At 43.9% G+C, this 20,101-nt stretch carries 14 protein-coding genes, 3 pseudogenes and 1 riboswitch; of the genes and pseudogenes, 14 read left to right on the top strand and 3 right to left on the bottom strand.

Going from position 1 to position 20,101, the window contains the following annotated elements; translation table 11 throughout:
• Positions 1-4: 4 nt before the first annotated feature.
• From BMZ06_RS11405 to BMZ06_RS11385, 8 genes and pseudogenes are all read left to right on the top strand, one after another.
• Positions 5-859 (top strand): carbohydrate ABC transporter permease, encoded by an 855-nt coding sequence (locus BMZ06_RS11405; protein WP_089752166.1) that lies wholly within the window; start codon positions 5-7, stop codon positions 857-859.
• A 116-nt stretch (positions 860-975) separates the two neighbouring features.
• A pseudogene (locus tag BMZ06_RS11400) lies at positions 976-1,950 on the top strand (glycoside hydrolase family 32 protein); the annotation flags it as partial.
• A gap of 12 nt (positions 1,951-1,962) precedes the next feature.
• Complete coding sequence (locus tag BMZ06_RS21295) at positions 1,963-2,424, top strand: GH32 C-terminal domain-containing protein (protein ID WP_425431764.1); 462 nt, start codon at positions 1,963-1,965, stop codon at positions 2,422-2,424.
• A 21-nt stretch (positions 2,425-2,445) separates the two neighbouring features.
• Positions 2,446-3,048 carry a YesL family protein gene (locus BMZ06_RS11395; RefSeq protein ID WP_175477874.1) on the top strand — a complete coding sequence of 201 codons (603 nt, stop codon included), beginning with the start codon at positions 2,446-2,448 and terminating at the stop codon, positions 3,046-3,048.
• Positions 3,049-3,225: 177 nt separating this feature from the next.
• Positions 3,226-4,203, top strand: a pseudogene (locus tag BMZ06_RS21290) (glycoside hydrolase family 32 protein); the annotation flags it as partial.
• Between the two features lie 30 nt (positions 4,204-4,233).
• Positions 4,234-4,671, top strand: a pseudogene (locus BMZ06_RS21285) (GH32 C-terminal domain-containing protein); the annotation flags it as partial.
• Positions 4,672-4,710: 39 nt separating this feature from the next.
• Positions 4,711-8,820 (top strand): GH32 C-terminal domain-containing protein, encoded by a 4,110-nt coding sequence (locus BMZ06_RS11390; RefSeq protein WP_425431763.1) that lies wholly within the window; start codon positions 4,711-4,713, stop codon positions 8,818-8,820.
• Between the two features lie 734 nt (positions 8,821-9,554).
• Positions 9,555-9,703, top strand: a riboswitch (FMN riboswitch).
• A 167-nt stretch (positions 9,704-9,870) separates the two neighbouring features.
• On the top strand, positions 9,871-10,470 hold the full coding sequence (locus BMZ06_RS11385) for an ECF transporter S component (RefSeq protein WP_089752163.1): 600 nt from the start codon (positions 9,871-9,873) through the stop codon (positions 10,468-10,470).
• Between the two features lie 41 nt (positions 10,471-10,511).
• On the opposite strand, the gene BMZ06_RS11380 is transcribed toward BMZ06_RS11385, so the two are convergent.
• The 3 genes from BMZ06_RS11380 to BMZ06_RS11370 form a co-directional block, all read right to left on the bottom strand.
• Positions 10,512-10,880, bottom strand: coding sequence for a TraR/DksA C4-type zinc finger protein (locus BMZ06_RS11380; RefSeq protein ID WP_089752162.1), 369 nt, complete (start codon positions 10,878-10,880; stop codon positions 10,512-10,514).
• Positions 10,881-10,897: 17 nt separating this feature from the next.
• Positions 10,898-11,293, bottom strand: a complete 396-nt coding sequence (locus tag BMZ06_RS11375; protein ID WP_089752161.1) for a hotdog fold thioesterase — start codon at positions 11,291-11,293, stop codon at positions 10,898-10,900.
• 86 nt (positions 11,294-11,379) lie between these two features.
• Positions 11,380-12,324: a 1,4-dihydroxy-2-naphthoate polyprenyltransferase gene (locus tag BMZ06_RS11370; RefSeq protein ID WP_089752160.1), complete on the bottom strand. Its 945-nt coding sequence runs from the start codon at positions 12,322-12,324 to the stop codon at positions 11,380-11,382.
• A 234-nt stretch (positions 12,325-12,558) separates the two neighbouring features.
• Here BMZ06_RS11370 and BMZ06_RS11365 point away from each other — a divergent pair, with 234 nt between their 5' ends.
• From BMZ06_RS11365 to menC, 6 genes are all read left to right on the top strand, one after another.
• Positions 12,559-13,950 carry an isochorismate synthase gene (locus BMZ06_RS11365; protein ID WP_089752159.1) on the top strand — a complete coding sequence of 464 codons (1,392 nt, stop codon included), beginning with the start codon at positions 12,559-12,561 and terminating at the stop codon, positions 13,948-13,950.
• A complete protein-coding gene (menD, locus tag BMZ06_RS11360) occupies positions 13,950-15,689 on the top strand; it encodes a 2-succinyl-5-enolpyruvyl-6-hydroxy-3-cyclohexene-1-carboxylic-acid synthase (protein ID WP_089752158.1) in 1,740 nt (579 codons plus the stop codon). The genes BMZ06_RS11365 and menD overlap by 1 nt, the downstream gene beginning before the upstream one ends.
• A complete protein-coding gene (menH, locus tag BMZ06_RS11355; RefSeq protein WP_089752157.1) occupies positions 15,686-16,480 on the top strand; it encodes a 2-succinyl-6-hydroxy-2,4-cyclohexadiene-1-carboxylate synthase in 795 nt (264 codons plus the stop codon). The genes menD and menH overlap by 4 nt, the downstream gene beginning before the upstream one ends.
• Positions 16,481-16,546: 66 nt before the next feature.
• Positions 16,547-17,365 carry a 1,4-dihydroxy-2-naphthoyl-CoA synthase gene (gene menB / locus BMZ06_RS11350; protein ID WP_089752156.1) on the top strand — a complete coding sequence of 273 codons (819 nt, stop codon included), beginning with the start codon at positions 16,547-16,549 and terminating at the stop codon, positions 17,363-17,365.
• A 99-nt stretch (positions 17,366-17,464) separates the two neighbouring features.
• Entirely contained in the window at positions 17,465-18,943 is a 1,479-nt protein-coding gene (locus BMZ06_RS11345) for an o-succinylbenzoate--CoA ligase (protein WP_089752155.1), read from the top strand.
• Positions 18,933-20,033, top strand: a complete 1,101-nt coding sequence (menC, locus tag BMZ06_RS11340) for an o-succinylbenzoate synthase (protein WP_089752154.1) — start codon at positions 18,933-18,935, stop codon at positions 20,031-20,033. Before BMZ06_RS11345 ends, menC begins: the two co-directional genes overlap by 11 nt.
• Positions 20,034-20,101: the final 68 nt, after the last annotated feature.

Below are 20,101 nucleotides of genomic sequence, written 5' to 3'. Positions count from 1 at the left end.
AGCTATGAAAAGAAAGAAAAGGATCCAGAGAGTCGTCTTATATGTATCTTTAATTTTACTCACATTCATCTTTCTCTTTCCCTTAGTATGGATGCTTGTTTCATCATTGAAAGATGAGTTTCAAATCTTCAGGGATATGAAATCACTGAAAGCCTTTCTGCCCCCGGCTCCCGGTGAAGTAGAAGAGGGATACTTCCACAATTATATCGCGGCTTTTCAACGTGTAGACCTTATGAAGTACATTTTAAATAGCTTGATTTATACAACCGGTATCATTGTCTTTGGACTTATTGTCAATTCAATGGCTGGTTACGCCTTGGCCCGGTTTCGTTTTCCACTGGCTGGTTTCTGGCTTGGAGTCATTATCGCGACCCTGATCATCCCGCCGGAAAGTATCTTTCTACCCCTCTACGTTTTGGTGTATGACCTTGGGTGGGTCAATACGTACACCGGTTTGATTGTCCCGTTTATTGCAAATGCTTTTGCGATCTTTTTATTCCGGCAGTTTTTCCTCGACTTTCCTAAAGAATTGGAGGAAGCGGCCAAAATCGATGGTTGTTCTCAAATCGGAATCTTCTTCCGAATTATTGTCCCGCTTTCTAAACCGGTGTTTGCAACTGTGGCGATTGTCTTATTTATCAACCACTGGAATGACTTCCTCTGGCCGCTTGTTGTCGCTTCGGATGAAAGCATGCGTACCATCCAGATTGGTCTTCAATACTTCATGAACGAACCACCAATCAAGTGGGGGCAGGTAATGGCTGCTTTAACGATTGCCACTGTTCCTATGCTGTTGATTTTTGTTTTCCTGCAAAGATATTACGTACAAGGATTAACCCATACAGGTTCAAAAAACTAAATGATTGTCACTCAAATGTCAGGCGGAAAGTGGAGAAACTCCTCCTGAGGGGAAGGGTGCAATTTTTGTTGGAAGGAGTGCCATAACATATGATTCAAAAGCAGCCATTAACGACGAATGGGTATTATCAGGAGAGGTATCGGCCTCACATCCATTTCACCCCCGAACAAATGTGGATGAATGATCCTAATGGTCTTGTTTACTTTGAAGGGGAATATCACCTCTTTTATCAATATCATCCAGATAGTAAAAAATGGGGGCCGATGCACTGGGGCCACGCTGTCAGTAAGGATATGATCGCATGGGAACATCTTCGTGTCGCCCTCTATCCAGATGATCTAGGCATGATTTTTTCGGGGAGTGCTGTGGTCGACCACAAGGATACGAGTGGTTTTTTTGATGGAAAACCGGGCCTGGTTGCTGTTTTTACCCATGCAGATGGAGATTTACAAAGGCAGAGCATCGCCTACAGTAAAGACCGGGGGCGGACTTGGGTGAAATATGAGGACAATCCGGTGATTCCAAACCCTGGAATCAAGGACTTTCGTGATCCGAAGGTATGCTGGCATGAGGATACAGAGAAGTGGGTGATGGTGCTTGCTGCAGGGAGAAAAGTTCAATTCTACACCTCGCCTGATTTGAAGCAGTGGACCTATGTTAGTGAATTTGGAGAAGGGTGGGGCGAACAAAAAGGGGTGTGGGAATGTCCGGATCTGTTCCCTCTCACGAATGAAATATCCGGGGAAAAGAAATGGGTGATGCCGATCGGGATTGATGCTGGCGCTCCTGCAGGTGGGTCCGGCACGCAGTATTTTATCGGATCCTTTGATGGCAAGCACTTTGTTCCTCATCAGCCGAAAGACTCGGTGCGCTGGCTTGACTACGGCAAAGACTTTTATGCGTCGCAATCCTTTTCCGATGTACCAGGGAGAAGGGTGGTCCTTGCCTGGATGAGTAATTGGCAATATGCCAATGACGTGCCGACAGATCCGTGGAGAAGTGCGATGACGATTCCAAGAGAATTGACTTTAACTAGGGTTGAAGGTCAGGAACTACTGATTCAAAAGCCTGTCGCAGAGCTTACAAATTTAATAGAGAAACGAATGGAGAAGGATCCTTCCTTACTCAAAGAAAAGCAATCCATCGAGCTAGACCAGCCTGCTTCTCCTTTCCTATGGGAATTGGATGTGGAAATGGAAAAGGATGGCGCGTTTGAAGCACGCTTATTTGGAAAGCAGGATAGAGGTCTAAGGGTTGGTATTGATCGCGAGAAAAATGTGATCTACGTTCAAAGGGACGGGACGGACCTTGATTTTTCAAGTGAATATGCGTGTACGTGTCAGGCACCTTTGAGTGGTGACCTTTCGTCTTTCCATCTTAAGCTTGTCTGTGACCATTCCTCGGTCGAAATCTTTCTTGGCGACGGAGAAATAAGCATGACGAATTTATACTTACCCATAGCTGATCACGAAGCTAAGTTGAAAGTGGAAGCTGTTCGCGGAACCCTAGAAGTGAAACGGTCGTCGGTTTTTGAAATGAGATCGATCTGGAAACCAAACGCTTAAAGGAAGAATAGGAGGATGAAAATGAAAGGTACGGGAAACCTCATCTACCTGGTCTGTGACTGGTTGATGCGGCTTGCGATTTTAAATGTATTGTGGATTACTTTTACACTGATGGGTGGCGGAGTTTTCGGTATCTTTCCTGCTTCTGCCGCCTGTGTCGCCTTATTGAAAGAGTGGATCGCGGACCGGCGTCCTCATCCGGTAGCGTTTTATTGGAACATTTACAAACGATCCTTTCTTTCTGCGAATGTTGTGTTCTTATGTACGTTGGTTTTACTGATCCTTTTAGGGCTCAATATCTATACCAGTCTTCAGTTCACAGGGATATGGTTCTACCTTTTCTTCAGCGGTACCGTGTTTTTGGGTGGAGGGGTGTTGATGACGGCTATCTTAACATTCAACCCTCTCAGTCATGGAATGAAGGCGAAAGAAGCCTTGAAAAACGCCATTCATCTTATGTTGCTTTACCCTGGTCGTCTGCTTTCTTTTATCGCCGGGTTTGTTCTGCTTCTCTTGTGTATTCGGTTCATACCTGGCATCCTGCCGTTGTATTCCGTCAATGTCATTCTTATGTTAACCGTCCTTTTGTTTCCTTTTCAACAAGAGACTCAAACGCCCGTCTGACTGTTTGAAAGCACAGACGGGGTTTCTTTTTACATGGGTTTTAAAAAAATAGCGCACTATTTTTTGATAGCGCTTACAACTTAAAAGGAGGGAGATCACTTGAGACATGTGATCCGTCGGTCCACCACCGTTTTGACGATTGCCCTATTAATCATGGCTTTGTTTCCGACCTATCCGATGGCTGAGGAGGAGGTGCAGGATAGTCAAGGAACTTCGCTTGATCCATACCGCTCCCAATTTCATTATTCACCAGCTGAAAACTGGATGAATGACCCCAATGGATTGGTCTATTATGACGGGGAATATCATTTATTTTATCAGCATAACCCAACCGGGAATCAATGGGGTCCGATGTATTGGGGGCATGCGGTCAGCCAGGATTTAATCAACTGGGAAGAGCTCCCTATCGCGTTGTATCCGGATGAAAAAGGGTATATTTGGTCAGGGAGTGTAGTCGTAGATCAAAAGAATACCGCTGGGTTCCAAACGGGTGATCAAGCGCCTATGGTCGCTGTCTTCACGCATGAAAAAGCGGGACACCAAACCCAAAGCCTTGCTTACAGCAATGATAAAGGAAGAACTTGGACGAAGTATGAAGGAAATCCGGTCATGGACATGCCTGATGATACGGATGTTTTCAGAGATCCAAAAGTCTTCTGGCATGAAGGGACAGGACAATGGAAAATGGTTGTGTCCGCGGGGCAGAGCATCGAATTTTATCAATCTGATAATCTAAAAGACTGGCAGCATACCGACACCTTCGAACGTCCGGCCGATGCTGCAGGGGTTTGGGAGTGCCCGGATCTTGTAGAACTGCCGGTCGACGGAGATGCAAACGAAAAGAAATGGGCGCTCATGATGAGTGTGAGTGAAGGTGCTTCTGCCGGCGGTTCCGGCATGGAATATGTCGTGGGTGATTTTGATGGAGAATCTTTTTCTACAGAAATGAAACCGCTTCCTTTGGATTATGGGGCAGACATGTATGCCGGAGTCACGTGGAACAACCTGCCGAAAGAAGAAGAACGTACGATTTTGCTTGGCTGGATGAACAATTGGCAGTATGGCCAGGCCACACCGACAGAAAACTTCCGTGGAGCGATGTCCATTCCGCGGGAATTGAATCTTCGTACAGCAGAGGATGGTACATACCAACTCCAACAGCAGCCTGTAACTGAATTTGAACAGTTAAGAGGAGAAACCGTAGAGCGAAAAGATGAAGTAGTGAAAGGAGGAAGTCAGAAACTCGGCGATTCTGTCCATGACTTGCTTGAAATAACCGCTTCTTTTGATATCGATCAGTCGTCTGCGGATTCCTTCGGGTTTACGTTGACGAACGAAAACGATCAATCGACGACGATCGTTTACCACAGCAAAGAGGAGAAGATCGCCCTTGACCGTACGTCATCAGGGGAGAACGACTTCTCAGCAGATTTTGCAGCGGTTCACGAAGCTCCGCTGAAAGTGAAGGACGGGAAAGTTCAGATGAGAATCCTCCTGGACCGGTCGTCTGTGGAAGTGTTCGGAAATGAAGGGACAACCGTTCTGACCGATCAGATCTTCAGAGATGAGTCCCCTTCCACGCTGGAAGTGTTCAGTACTGGAGGAGAGGCGTACCTTAGTCAATTGAAGGTGACGGATTTGAATAAGGCGAACGTGGAACCTATGAAAAGGAGTATTCCTGAAGACGTTCCGAACACCTTGGAAAACGGGGGATTCGAAACGGGCGATTTAACAGGATGGACGGGAAGCGGAAGTGCCTTTACCCATGGGGTTTCTCAAACAGAAACGTACTGGGATGGCAAATCTTTTGAACAGGAAGGAAAAAACCACCTTTGGGGTTTTTCTGAGAACGTGAGTGATTCCGATTTCCGGACAGGAACGCTTCAATCCGATCTTTTTCAATTAAGCGGAAAAGGGCAAGTTGAATTTCTGATCGGCGGCGGGCAGGATAAGGAACGCTTATATGTAGCTCTTGTCCGAGCGTCAGACGGGAAAGAACTCTTCAAAGCTACAGGAGCAAGCGACGAGAAGTACCGCCGCGTCTCCTGGGATGCCAGTGCCTATCTTGGTGAAACGCTCTACTTGAAAGTCGTGGATTACCATAATGATGGATTCGGCCATATTAACGTCGATGATTTTCAGGTGTACACAGAAGGAGAGCCGATCGGAGATGATCTTGAGAATGGGGATTTCGAAACGGGTGATTTAACAGGATGGACCGTCGTTGAGGGAGATGCTTTCAGCCCGGCTGACATAACCAATGATACGGATTGGGGCTGGGGAGGGCCGTTCAACCACCAGGGAGACTACCATCTGTGGGGATCTAAAGACGGGGGTGACGGGCAAACTGGAGTCCTGCGTTCCTCTTCGTTTATCTTATCTGGAACAGGGACGATTTCTTATTTGATTGGTGGAGGAAATGACCCTGATCACTTATATGTAGCCCTGGTACGGGCGGCCGATGATCAAGAATTGATGAAGGCAACCAATACCGAATGGAACGACTCCGAAGAATATTCGAAAGTCGTTTGGGATGCTTCTGAGTATGTAGGGGAAGAAGTGTATCTGAAAGTCGTGGACAGCTCTACAGAAGGGTGGGGACATATCAATGTAGACGACTTCCAAGTGAAGCAGACTGGCCCGCTTGCTCATTGGTCATTTGATGAACAAGAAGGAAAGGTAACGACAGAGGAAGTCAGTGGACAATTCGATCCTGTGCACTACGTGTTTAATGACGCGGTCTATAAACCATCGACTGATCCGTTATGGCGCCAAGGACTGGTAGGAAATGCCTTATTGTTTGATGGGTATTCCACTTGGGTGACACATACAGACGAATCATTCGTCCAGCCCGAAGATGCCCTTACCATAGAAGGATGGGTAGCTCCACGAGCGTATGAGTGGGGGGATCTTAATCAAGTATCCGCAATTGTCAACCAGCATGACAAGTCAAAAGGCGAAGGGTTTATTTTAGGAATGGGCCGCCACGGCAAGCTTTCTTTCCAGGCAGGTATCAATGGCGAGTGGCAAGAGGTTTCCACGACGTCTGACCAAGTACTGGAAAAGGATCAGTGGTCCCATGTGGCCGCTACTTTCGACCGGAATGACCAATCGATGAAACTTTACTTGAATGGAGAATTGGTCGGCCAGGCCGAAACAACCAATGGAAGGATAACAACGTCCAGCGAGGATCTTTTGATTGGGAAACACAACCAGGCGGCACAGATTAATGGGGTGTTTGATGCCAATATGTTCAATGGTTTGATGGATGAAGTGAAAATCGCAAATGAGGCGAAGACAGCCGAAGAGATTCAGCAGGAGTATCAGTCTATGGTAGAGAACTTCGCCGATCACACGCTCCCTGAACCATCCATGGACTGGGACCGTACGCGTTACGATGGAGATCAGCATCGACCACAGTATCATTTCATGCCTCCGGAACATTGGATGAACGAACCACACGCACCGATCTATTATAATGGAAAATATCACATTTTCTATCAAAAGAACCCGCAGGGACCGTATTGGCACCATATTCATTGGGGACATGCGGTTAGTGAGGATCTGGTGCATTGGGAAGAGCTTCCTACCGCTCTTGCACCTGAAGCGAACTCAGTGGCTCCAGACGGAGTATGGTCCGGTAGCGCGACCCTCGATGAGAACGGGGAACCGATCCTATTCTTCACGGCAGGAGATGACAGTAAATTCCCGAATCAAATGACGGGTCTTGCCGTTAGCGAGGACCCGAGTGATCCTGAATTGAAGGAATGGCGCATGCTTGATGAGCCTGTAACGATACAGGAAGAAAACCTTCCGGCAGAAGAGGGCGAAGTGATGTACGGCCAGTTCCGCGATCCATTCGTTTGGAAAGATGGAGACACCTGGTATCAGCTGATGGGGTCAGGAATTGATCAAGTGGGTGGAACAGCACTGTTATATTCTTCGAAGGATTTGGAAAACTGGACCTACGAGAAACCTTTCTTTACCGGAGATTCAGAATCCTATCCAAAAACGGGAGACGTATGGGAACTACCCGTCTTTCTTCCGATCGGAAAAGGTGAATCTGGAGAAGAAAAATATGCATTCTTTATCAACCCATGGTTCGATGGATACAGCCCGCATAATGTCAAATACACCTTCTACTGGGTAGGTACGTGGGATAAAGAGAACTTAGCGTTTGTCCCTGATCATGAAGAACCGAAAATGTTCGACTATGGTGAACATTTCACAGGTCCAAGCGGCATGGTGGATGAAGACGGCACGCCAATTTTATTCAACATTGCTCAAGACAAACGTAGCGAGCAAGAACATTATGATGCCGGCTGGGCGCACAATGCTGGACTGCCTGTGGAACTTTCGTTGAGAGGCAATAACGATCTCGGACTTCAGCCGATACAGGAACTGGAATCTTTAAGAGGCGATTCTTTGGTATCCTTTGAAAACAAAGGAATGAAAGAAGCGAATGAGTTGATTCAGGATGTGGAAGGCGACATGCTTGAAATTATCTTAGACATCGATCCGAAGAAAGCGGATAAAGTGGGTATTAAAGTACGGCAGAGTGAAAATGGCGAAGAAGAAACGCTCGTGTATTACGATACTACGGAAGAAACATTTGCGATTAACCGGAATCAGTCCAGCCTGGACCCGGATGTGAGTAAAGGCGTCCAAGGCGGAGAACTGAAATTGAACGGCGACCGTTGGCAGCTTCATCTTTACTTGGACCGCTCGATGGTTGAAGCGTATGCCAATGGACATAAGAGCATCACTTCCCGCGTCTATCCTACAAGTTATGATGCGCTTGGCCTAGAGATTTGGAGTGAAGGAGGCGACCCAGAGATCGTGTCCATGGATGTCTGGGAAATGAACGGTGCTTTCGGTGAGACCGCTCCGGTTTATGAAAAAGAAACAGAAACCATCCCGCCACATGGGGAGCTTGAAAACCATGATTTCCAAACTGGTGACTTATCGGGATGGAACATCGTAGAAGGAGAGGCCTTCTCTGATGCGCATGTCACAGCGAAAGACGACTGGGGCTGGGGCGGCCCGTTTGACCAGGCCGAAGCCCAGATAGACCCTGAGCGACATCACCTTTGGGGATTCCTTGATTCAAGCGGTGGCGACGCAGCGACAGGTATTTTAGAATCACAGGCCTTTGAGCTTGGCGGCAATGGAAAGATCGACTTTCTGATCGGCGGTGGCAATAACATCGAGCAACTCTCTGTCTCCCTGATCCGAGTCTCGAATGGAAACGTATTGAAGCAAGCGACAGGAAGAAACCAGGAAACGTACCGTCGCGTCGAATGGGATGCTTCTGAGTATGTCGGAGAAACCCTCTTGATTCGAATCACAGACAAGGCCGAAGGAGGCTGGGGTCATATTAATGTGGATGACGTCAACGTCCCCGGCGTCTTGAGTGAAGAAGAGAGACTCCTCGGGCAACTGAAGGAGATGGATCTGCAAACAGGAAAAGATCTTGATGAGAAAATCGAACTCTATCAGGATGCAGAAGATAAAATAGAGGAGGAAGAAGAAACATTACGTTTAATCAAGAATGAAATGATAGATTTTCTTGAGAAGAAACTAAAGTTGAAGAAAAAAGAGTACACGCTCAGTTCGATCCAGCTCCATTTTTATGTACAGCATGCGATTGAAGAAACAGGAGCCCGTCAACCTTCGGATGCAGGGAAAGTTCAGGGGTATGTGATGAAGAGAGTAAACAAACATGCGAAAGGGAAAGAAGTTCGCAGTGTCACCGAGAAATACTTAAAATAAGGGAAAAGGTTCTGTTCCGGTGTGGAACGGAACCTTTTTTGAGTAAGCAGTCATGTCTTTTTAAGCGCGTTTTATAACCTATAAAAGTGCTGTTTCCCAGCGCGTAACTTTAACGAAACAGGGATCAGACACTGTCATGTAGTCAGTCTTGAACAGGAACTGATCTTAAAAATAAAGAAACTTTCCATTTCATAATCGTCTTTAAAAGGTTTTGTTAACATTAGGGGACGAAGGTGGATCTTATGCCATGCTTAGTTTCTTTTTAAGCACTTTTGCCATTACGTCTGTTGCAAATGGAGTAAAGGTAAATAAAATAAGGTATTAGGATTATCTACTAAAGTAAAATACAACCTAAGATTTATACTCGGTTTCAAGACTTAAAAGAAAGGCGCTATAGTTGAATAGGATAATATCCCACAAGGACTTCCGAGAAATTGGAGGTCTTTGTTTTAGATAATATCAGGACTAACTTTAACACAACCAAATTCAAGTAATTACGAATTTTGAGCTAGACATACAATAGACCGGTGTTGTGATTAATAAATAAAAGAGGAAACCGAAGACAACTCATTTAAGTCATTCCACATAAATACTTAATATTGAAAGATTGTTGACGAAACTCGTCAACAATCTTTCAATATTAATCCTAATTAAACCTAAAATGATCAGATTAAAACTAAAGAGTTGCCATTTCCTAGGGTTTTATATAAAATAATAATACAATATCATATCGGTTCCATCTTCGGGGCAGGGTGCAATTCCCGACCGACGGTAATAAGCGTATATACGCTTTCAGTCCGTGACCCGTTTGGCATCATGCTAAACGGTGGACCTGGTGCAACTCCGGGACCGACAGTTACAGTCTGGATGGGAGAAGATGTCGAGCGAAGCAGGTAGAAGTATATCTAATTCTACCTATTGTTTCCTATGGATAATTAATCCACCCTAAAGCCCTTTTATGTATGCTTTAGGGTTTTTATTTTGGAAATAGGGAGCACGTTCACCTTCATCTGGGATGTGAATCGATGAAAAAGATGAAGGAGGAGATGGATGATGAACCCTTATGCAGGTCAATCATCAAAACTGCTTAAATTAATTATATTAGCTCTAATGGGAAGTATTTCTATGGTTTTAATGCTGCTTAATTTTCCACTGCCTATGCTTCCTCAATATTTAAAAGTGGACTTTAGCGAAATCCCTGCACTAATTGCAGCTATTCTTTTTACTCCATTAGCTGGAGTGATCGTAGAAGGTTTAAAAAATGCGCTGTATCTAATTTATACAGGTGCTGCCGATCCAGTAGGGGTAATGGCTAACTTTGCAGCAGGTGTCCTGTTTGTAGTACCAGCAGCCATGGTCTATCACAAATTTAAATCAACAAAGTCATTAGTTTCCGGCATTGTCGCCAGCTCTATTATTATGGCAGCAGGGATGAGTGTACTTAATTACTTTCTTATTTTACCTGCATACAGCTGGTTCATGGGGTGGGAAACCATGAGTTCTAATGTTAAATGGATAACTATTTTAGCGGGGATTCTCCCGTTCAATGCAATAAAAGGAATCATTATTGGGGCTTTGTTTGTTCCATTATTTATTAAGTTAAAGCCGTGGATCGAGCAAAAGAGCGTTCGCTCTTCCAAAGCAGCCTAAAAAAAGCTGTCCAAACTGGACAGCTTTTTTTATGTTTAATATTATTTATTCTCAATTTCATCCACGCGATAGCGAGCCGTCGGCATAGCTTCTAAACGCTCTAGAGGTATAGGTTCCCCTGACTTCTCACTCAATCCATAACGGTCTTCTTCCATTCGTTGCAAAGCATCGTTGACTTCCATTAATTTTTCGCGGGATTTTTCATAAAATGTCTGTTCTTTTTCTCGTTCGAATTGATCTGTTCCCAAGTTTCCCGGGTGGTCGGCAACACTTGAAATCTCTCCAGTGTCATCATTTTCGTAGTCATTTTTCAATCGATCGTCCTTATATTCTTCCATCTCTTCTTCTGCTTCTTTTTTCATTTCTAAAAGCTGCTGTTTAAAGGATTCTTTTTGTTTCTCTGTTAACATGTGAAATCGGCCCCTTTTCAATTATTTTTTACAGGCACTACTCCAATGGTACACCTGGATATCGAAATGGTTTCTTGTTGTTCATTCAGGATCTTGACTTCCCAGACCATCGTATTGCGCCCAATATGAATTGGCGTTGCTTTACCGATGACGTGCCCCTTGCGAATACTCTTAATGTGATTGGCATTAATTTCGATACCGAAAATCTGCTGCTTCTCTTCATCTACATTTAAGTATGCGCCTATACTGGCAGCACTTTCAGCTAAAGCTACGCTTGCACCGCCGTGTAGAAAGCCCATAGGCTGATGAGTGCGGTGATCCACAGGCATGCGGATCTGAACATAATCAGCTTGCGCATATTCAATTTCCATACCTAAGGTTTCCATTAGAGTATTTTTTATTAATTTTTCCATTAGATATCCATCCTTTACCTCATATTTCCCGTTGCGTCCGGAGTCAAACCTATAGAAAAAAGGATGGCTTTAAGCCACCCTTTTAGTTATCCCAGAGGGATAGAAATCTCCAATAGCATAGAAATACCCAAGAGGACTCCATACATCGTGTTGGTTTTTGCTGTGGCTACCATTGCCGGCATCATTTCAAGAGGTTGAGATTTTCCTTTAAACCCTTGAATAGCCTGATAACCTTTCGCTACACTGAATAGGGTAATAAATGACCAATAGGGTAAAATGCTAAAGATAATTAACGTGATCGTCAGTCCATAGGCTATGAGAAAAAGGACAGTTAAAAAGCGAATCGATCCTTTATGACCAAATAGTATAGCTAATGTCCTTCTGCCATTATCGGCATCGCCCACTCTGTCGCGAATATTGTTAGCAAGAAGGATGGCTCCAACAAATATAGCGACGGGAATGGAGACAAGAATAACTTCCCATGAAATCGTCAATCGCTGGATATAATAACTAATCCCTACAATAATCGTGCCCATAAAAAAACCAGCTGTCAATTCGCCGAATGGTGTATAAGCAATTGGATAAGGCCCGCCTGTATATAAGTATCCAAAAAGCATGGAAACAAGCCCAATAACAGCGATCCACCAGCTTGATGCGATACAAATATATATCCCTAACAATCCAGCCATGACAAAAAAGCCAATAGCGAGGGAACGCACAACACGTGGGCTGATACCGTCTCTTACAATGGTGCCGCCAATACCAACGGAATTCTCATTGTCCAGTCCTCTTACATAGTCGTAATATTCATTAAACATGTTTGTAGCAGCTTGAATGAGGATAGAAGCTAATAACATTGCGGCAAATAACCCCAAATTGATCGGCTGCTCCATTGCAGCAAGCATTGTTCCGACAAATGCGGGAACAAAGGCAGCCGTCAGGGTATGAGGTCTTAACAACCTCCACCATACTTGGAAACCTTCACGTTCATTCAAGGAAGCTTTCATGTTTTGATTTGGAACAGAGTTCATAGATGTCCTCTCCCTTGTACTTTAACTACTCATATGATAACAAATTAAGTTTAGAGAAACACTTCTTGAGTGTCAATACATGTATTAATCTGTAAGATTGGGTGGACAATTCTTGAGTCAAGGGAAAAAAGAGAATAAAATAGATATAGATTATCCTTTACTAAATTTAAACAAACGGTTTTTGAACCGTTATAAATGTATTATGACGTCCCCTGAGGAATGGGAGGAATTTTGATGCTTCATACACAAGCACCTCAAATAGATGAAATAATTGAAAAAGCCATAAATCAGGCGCAAGAAAGAAATGAACCACAATTGATTAGTGTGGTGGATCAAATAGAGCCATCAGATCCATTTCAATTTCTGGATGCTGGAACTTCCATAAACAATCATTGCTTGTTTTGGCGAAGCGCTGAAGAGGATTTTACAATGGTGGCTGTTGGCACAGCCTATAAAATGTATGCGGAAAACAAAAATCGATTTAAGGAAATACAGGTCATGTGGGACAATATCCATCAAAGTGCATCGACATACGATGAATTTAATGAAAAGGGGACGGGGATCGTTGCGCTTGGGGGTTTTAGTTTTGATTCCAAACAGAATGAACAGGTCCCATGGGAAGCTTTCCCTGACAGCCAGATGACCATTCCGGCTTTTCTATTGACCAACAAAGGTCCTGAATCCTATTTGACAACAAATGTTCTTATATTTCCAGAAGACCACAAGCAGCAGATAATTACACAATTATCTAACCATCGTGAAACTTTATTGAAAGCTGGGCATCAGACCTTTGAATTACCGGTAAGAAAAGACTCAGAAGAGATTGACCCGTCCGGGTGGAAGAAATCGATTGAACAGGCAACAGAAGATATTAAGAAAGGTTTATTAGACAAGGTGGTTCTTGCCAGAGAGTTACGTATTTCATTTAATGATCCTGTCCAGCTCGCAGCTGTTATTGAAGCATTAGCGGCAACCCAGCCTAATAGTTATATTTTTGCTTTTGAAAGCGAAGGAGAATACTTTGTAGGAGCTACACCAGAGCGCCTGGCAAAACTTGATAAGCAGCAGCTTGTTTCTACTTGTTTAGCAGGAACCACCCGCCGCGGGAAAACCAAAGAAGAGGATGTGCAGCTGGGGGAGGAACTGTTATATGATCCGAAAAACCGGCAGGAGCATCAATTTGTTGTAGAAATGATTCGCCAGGCAGTAGAAGCCTGCTGTTATAATGTTCAGATTCCGGAAGCTCCTGTATTATATCCTTTGAAAAATCTTCAGCATCTTTATACTCCGGTAACGGCAGTATTGGAGAAAGGGTACACTCTGCTCGATGTCATTGAAAAGCTTCATCCAACCCCAGCTCTTGGCGGCATGCCACAGAAAAAATCGGTTGACTATATACGGACCAATGAAAAGTTAAACAGAGGATGGTATGCAGGGCCGATAGGGTGGTTTGATATGCATAATAATGGGGAATTTGCCGTTGCTATCCGTTCAGCATTGATAAAATCCGATAAAGCTTCTCTATTTGCAGGCTGCGGTGTAGTAGAGGACTCAGATCCAGATGCAGAGTATGAAGAAACACACGTCAAATTAAAACCGATGCTCTCAGTTTTAGGAGGATGTTAATGGAACACGTTGAGTCCTTAACCAAGTATGTGACACACTTTGTTGACCAGCTCGTCTTTTCGGGGGTAGAGCATGTGGTTATATCGCCCGGCTCAAGGTCAACTCCTTTAGCTATGACCCTTGCAGAGCATTCCGAGATAAACCATTGGGTTCATCTTGATGAACGCTCTGCGGCTTTTTTTGCGTTAGGGATTGCTAAAGAACAACATAAACCAGTGGCTCTTGTGTGTACTTCAGGCACCGCAGCGGCAAATTACTTTCCTGCTATTGTAGAAGCTCATTACAGTCGTGTTCCTCTACTGGTGCTTACAGCTGATCGTCCACATGAACTCAGAGATACAGGTGCCCCTCAGGCTATTGATCAGACGGATATGTTTGGCAGCTACGTCAGGTGGTATCATGACTTAGCTGTTCCTGAGGAAGGGCTGCACATGTATGCCAGACGCCAGGCAGCAAGAGCAGTTGAAGAAGCTGTAGGGAATCATCCTGGACCGGTTCATTTGAACCTTCCATTCCGCGAACCGCTGGTACCTGATTTTAATTTGCAGGGACTATGGAGAGAGGGAGTCAAGCCTATTCCTCGTGCTTTTTCAGGAGACCCGGGCCTTCAGGAAGAAGTGCTTGAAGAACTGTTTCAAAGGTTGAAGAGTTATGAGCGAGGAGTGATCGTGATTGGTCCGCAGGCAGACGAAGAACTTGCTCCCTTTGTAACGACGCTCGCTGCTAGACTGGGAGTTCCTATACTAGCAGATCCGTTATCTCAATTAAGAGCCGGAGCTCATGATAAGAGGAACATCATAGAAAATTATGATGCTCTATTAAAGTCTGAACGCATTCAAGAGTTAATCGAACCAGACTATATTCTTCGCTTTGGTGCAATGCCTGTATCGAAAGCTTATTTAAAATGGGTGAAAAGAATTGAAAAGCACGTGGATCATTTCATAGTAGATACTTACAAAAGTTACCGAGAGCCTGCCGGGATCACCGCCCAGTTTATATGGAGCGACCCTGCAGTCTTTTGCAGTAAATTATCAGGCTTCTTTTTAGAAGGAAGTTATGAAACCGATTGGCTGGAACTATGGCATAAGTTAAACAGTACCGCTAAGAATCAAATGTTGAGTGAGCCCGAAGATCAAATGAATGAAGGTCATGCAGTCGTATATTTGTCAGAATACCTTCCTGATAATTCCAATTTATTCATTGGAAACAGCATGCCTATAAGGGACGTGGATAGTTTCTTTATGTCTACTCCTAAGTCAGTTAAGATACTTGCTAATCGTGGTGCTAACGGAATTGATGGGGTTCTTTCTGCCGCACTGGGTTCGTCTATATCAGGGCGCAGAACAACCTTATTACTGGGCGACTTGTCTTTTTATCATGACTTTAATGGGATGTTAATTGCTAAGCATAAAGGGCTGCCCATGACAATAGTAGTTATCAACAATAATGGGGGCGGTATTTTCTCTTATCTCCCACAAGTGAATCACCCTAACCATTTTGAAGAGTTGTTCGGCACACCCCTTGATTTGGATTTTTCCAAAATAGTGGAGATGTATGGTGGCGTTCACAGGAAGGCGGAGACTTGGGACGAGTATAAAAAAGCACTAGCTGAAAGCTACAAATACGATGGTCTTTTCGTAGTTGAAGTCATTACAAATCGAGAAGATCATGTTGCGTTTCATAAAGCTAAATGGCAGAGCATAGAGGAATCCATTACCACTTGGAGCGAACACGAATGATGATAAAGGCTGAAGAACGCAATTACTGGATAGAGGATACCGGTAGTGGCCCTGCCTGGTTGTTGCTGCACGGTTTTACAGGAAGTACACATACATTTAATGAATGTTTAAGTTATCTGGATAAAAAGTGTCGCTTTGTAAAGATAGAGCTGCCCGGTCATGCAAGAACAGGCCCGGTCGGAACCGTCTCCATGGAGAAGTTCTGTTCAGATCTCTCCGTGATTTTAGATAAACTTGGCGTTGAGGAAATAAACATCCTGGGCTATTCCCTTGGAGGAAGAACGGCATTGTCTTTTACTTTACTTTATCCTAAAAGAGTCAATCGTTTAATTCTGGAGAGTGCTTCGCCGGGACTGCCTTCAGAATTAGAAAGAAGCGAACGACGGGAAAAGGATCAGCGATTGACCGGTTTATTATATCAGGAAGGTATAAAAGGTTTTGTGAAATATTGGGAATCTCTTCCGCTATTTGAAACTCTTACAAAGCTTCCTGAACAACGTAGAAAGACCATAAGAGAAGAACGATTAAGTCACTCCGTTGAAGGATTGGCACAATCCTTGCAAGGAATGGGTACAGGCTCTCAGCCCTCCTGGTGGGATAAGCTTGAGGAGGTAAGGGCAGACGTGCTGCTTGTCACAGGGGAAGAAGATGAAAAATTTCGATCGATTAATCAGCACATGGAGCATCGGTTATCTAACGTTAGTTGGGCAGAGGTTGAAGGGGCCGGTCATACGGTTCATCTCGAAAAACCACGAGTTTTTGCTAAAATTGTAGAGGAGTTCATGATATAATTAACAATGTATGTAAGCGTTTTGCGCTTTTCAGTTTCATATTAAATATTGAAGGAGGAAGTCAATATGGCTTTTGATTGGGTTCGCGAACGCGAATACGAAGATATTCTGTACGATACATTTGAAGGGATTGCCAAAATAACGATTAATCGTCCAGAGGTAAGGAATGCTTTCCGACCACAGACGGTACATGAATTAATCGATGCTTTTGCTTATGCTCGCGACGATTCCAAAATTGGGGTAATTGTCCTGGCTGGAGCTGGAGATGAGGCTTTTTGCGCTGGAGGCGATCAGAAAGTAAGAGGTCACGGCGGTTACATTGGCGATGACCATATTCCGCGCTTAAATGTACTGGACTTGCAGCGTTTAATCCGCGTTATTCCAAAACCTGTAGTGGCTATGGTATCTGGATATGCAATTGGCGGCGGGCACGTATTACATATTGTATGTGACTTAACCATTGCTGCAGATAATGCTGTATTTGGTCAGACAGGTCCTAAAGTGGGGAGCTTTGATGCTGGCTACGGTGCGGGTCTGCTGGCTCGTATTGTAGGTCATAAGAAAGCTCGTGAAATATGGTATCTGTGCCGTCAATACAGTGCCAAAGAAGCGGAAGATATGGGGCTCGTTAATACAGTAGTACCTGTAGAAGATCTGGAAGCGGAAACGGTTCAATGGGGTAAAGAGATGCTCGAAAAATCCCCAACTGCTCTTCGTTTCCTGAAAGCTTCTTTCAACGCAGATACAGATGGATTAGCCGGTTTACAGCAAATGGGCGGAGACGCTACATTGTTGTACTATCAGACGGAAGAAGCAAAAGAAGGCCGGGATGCCTTTAAAGAGAAAAGGAAGCCTGAATTTGATAAGTTTCCTCGTTTCCCTTGATCATAAATAGATGTATCTGAATAGGCTTTAATCTTAAGGGGCATCCCATTCAAAAGGGAGTGCCCCTTTTTGAATTCATGGACAAAAGGAGAGATGGTCATGGGGGAAAAAATTCCGCACTGGTTAGATAAACAAAATGAGCTAAATCCAGATCATATTGCGCTTGAAACTCCAGAAGGAACGGTTATGAATTTTAATGAATTACGGAGAGAAAGCCTTGAAATGGCAGAATCTCTACTGGAAAAAGGCATTAAACATGGAGATCACGTAGCCCTCTTAGCGGAGAATAGCAGTGATTTTCCCATTTGCATTCATGCATTAAGTTATGTGGGAGCTACCATTGTATTATTAAATATAAGACTTACTCCGAATGAGCTTGTTTATCAAATAAATGATGCTCAAGTTAATTGTTTAATAACTGGAAAACAGACCGAAGTGAAAGCATTGGAAGTACTTGATGAAGCCGAGGCACCTGTCATTCCTGTGTTTAGAATGGATAAAGTGGCCAGGAAGGCCGTCACGGATATGGCCCATTTCAGTAAAGAAATTGACTTGGATCAAGTTTTCACGATGATGTACACTTCTGGAACAACAGGACGTCCTAAAGCTGTCATGCACACCTATGGAAACCATTGGTACAGCGCCATTGCTTCTGCATTAAACCTGGGAACTGGCGGTAAAGATAAGTGGCTCTTATGTTTGCCTATGTTTCATGTAAGTGGATTTTCTATCCTTATGAAAAATGTAATCTATGGCATGACGGTTCATTTAGTGAACAACTTTGACGAGAGTGTAATAAATGAAGCCATTATTGAACGTGGCGTGACTCATATTTCAGTGGTAACGGTTATGATGCAGCGGTTGATGAACAACTTACAAGAAGGGGGTTACCCAACGCATTTCCGGTGCATGCTGCTTGGAGGAGGTCCTGTTCCAGAACCACTTCTTCACGAAGCTGCATCTAAAGGTATTCCGGTATTTCAAACGTATGGTATGACGGAAACGTCTTCTCAAATAGCAACCCTTTCGCCTGAATCAGCCAATCAAAAAATAGGTTCCGCTGGAAAGCCCTTATCTCTGGCACAGCTGTGGATTGATAATAACAACGCCGATGAAGTTGGTGAGATTATTGTAAAAGGTCCAATGGTTTCTTCGGGCTATTATAACCACCCGTCAAGATTAGAAACTTATTTCCGAACGGGAGATCTTGGATATAAAGACAGTGAAGGTTTTTTATACGTGGTTGATCGAGTGAAAGACATGATTATTTCAGGAGGGGAAAATGTTTATCCTGCTGAGATCGAAAGTGTGCTGGCAGGCTATCCTGGAGTCATTGAGGCTGGAGTAACCGGGAGGAGAGATGATAAATGGGGAGAGGTTCCTGTCGCTTTTCTCGTAGTAGATAATGGAAAGGTTAATCAAGAAAACCTAATCCAGTTTTGTAATAAAAGACTAGCTAAATATAAAGTGCCTAAGGAATTTCATAAGATACAACAGTTACCTAGAAATGCCTCCAATAAACTGATGCGCCGAGAACTGTTTACTGTACTGGAGAAGGAGAGGAATTATGAACATTGACTATTTAAGTCTCCGTTTAGTTGAATTACCATTACGTTCGCCTTTTCGTACTCACCAGGGCGTGATCAATAAAAGAACGTTAATTATTGTAGAGGTTGCGGACCAGTCGGGACGAAAGGGTTACGGAGAAGTAACGGCGTTTGCGGAACCTTTCTATACCTCAGAAACTACTCAGACAGCGTGGCATATTATTTCCGATTGTATTGTTCCAAATATTGATTTTAAGGAAGTTATGCACCCGTTTGATTTTCCAGAACAGCTAACGGGAGTGCAAGGACATCCAATGGCTAAAGCTGGAGTTGAGGGAGCACTTTGGGATCTTTATGGAAAACAAACCGAACAAAGTTTGAGCAAAATGATAGGCGGTAGAAAAAAACGTGTAAAAGCGGGAGCTGTCATTAGTTTGAATGACTCCACAGCAGAAGGTATAAAAGCGTTAGAAGAAAAAGGTTATGAACGTTACAAACTAAAGGTGGATAAAGGCAGGGAGAGTGAAATAATCGAGCAGGTTAAGCAGCTCTCGCCCGATCTCCCTTTGATGATCGATGCGAATGGTGCCTATACTGAAAAAGACATGGCTCATATTGAGACTCTTGATGATTATGGATTAACGATGATTGAACAGCCCTTTCAGGCAGGAGATTTTTACTTACACCAGCAATTACAACAACATTTGAAAACGCCTGTCTGCCTGGATGAATCGGTCATGAGTTTTCACGATGCTAAGCAGGCTATTCAGCTAGGAAGCTGTCAGGTGATTAATATAAAAATCAGCCGCGTGGGAGGTCTGAGCGCAGCAATTAAGATCCATGACTATTGCGCACAGGAAAACGTCCCTGTCTGGTGCGGGGGAATGATTGAATCAGGTATTTCAAAAGCCCACAATTTGGCTTTGGCTTCTCTTCCTAATTTTAGTATTCCAGGTGATTTATCCGGTTCTGACAGATATTTTGAGAAAGATCTCGTCACTCCTGGTATTCAAATGGAAAATGGTGAGATAGAAGTTCCTTCTCTTCCTGGGATTGGCGTAGAGGTAGATGAATCATACTTAGAGAGAGTAACTAAGAAGTCCAAAAGGTTCTGTTTATAATGAAAACCTTCTCCTGAAATAATTCATAAGAAACCACTCTGTGGTTCAAACTAAAACGGAGGAGGGCG

The organism is Halobacillus alkaliphilus (assembly GCF_900113125.1).
GTDB classification, from domain to species: Bacteria; Bacillota; Bacilli; order Bacillales; family Halobacillaceae; genus Halobacillus; species Halobacillus alkaliphilus.
This window is presented reverse-complemented; position numbering and strand designations above follow the sequence as displayed.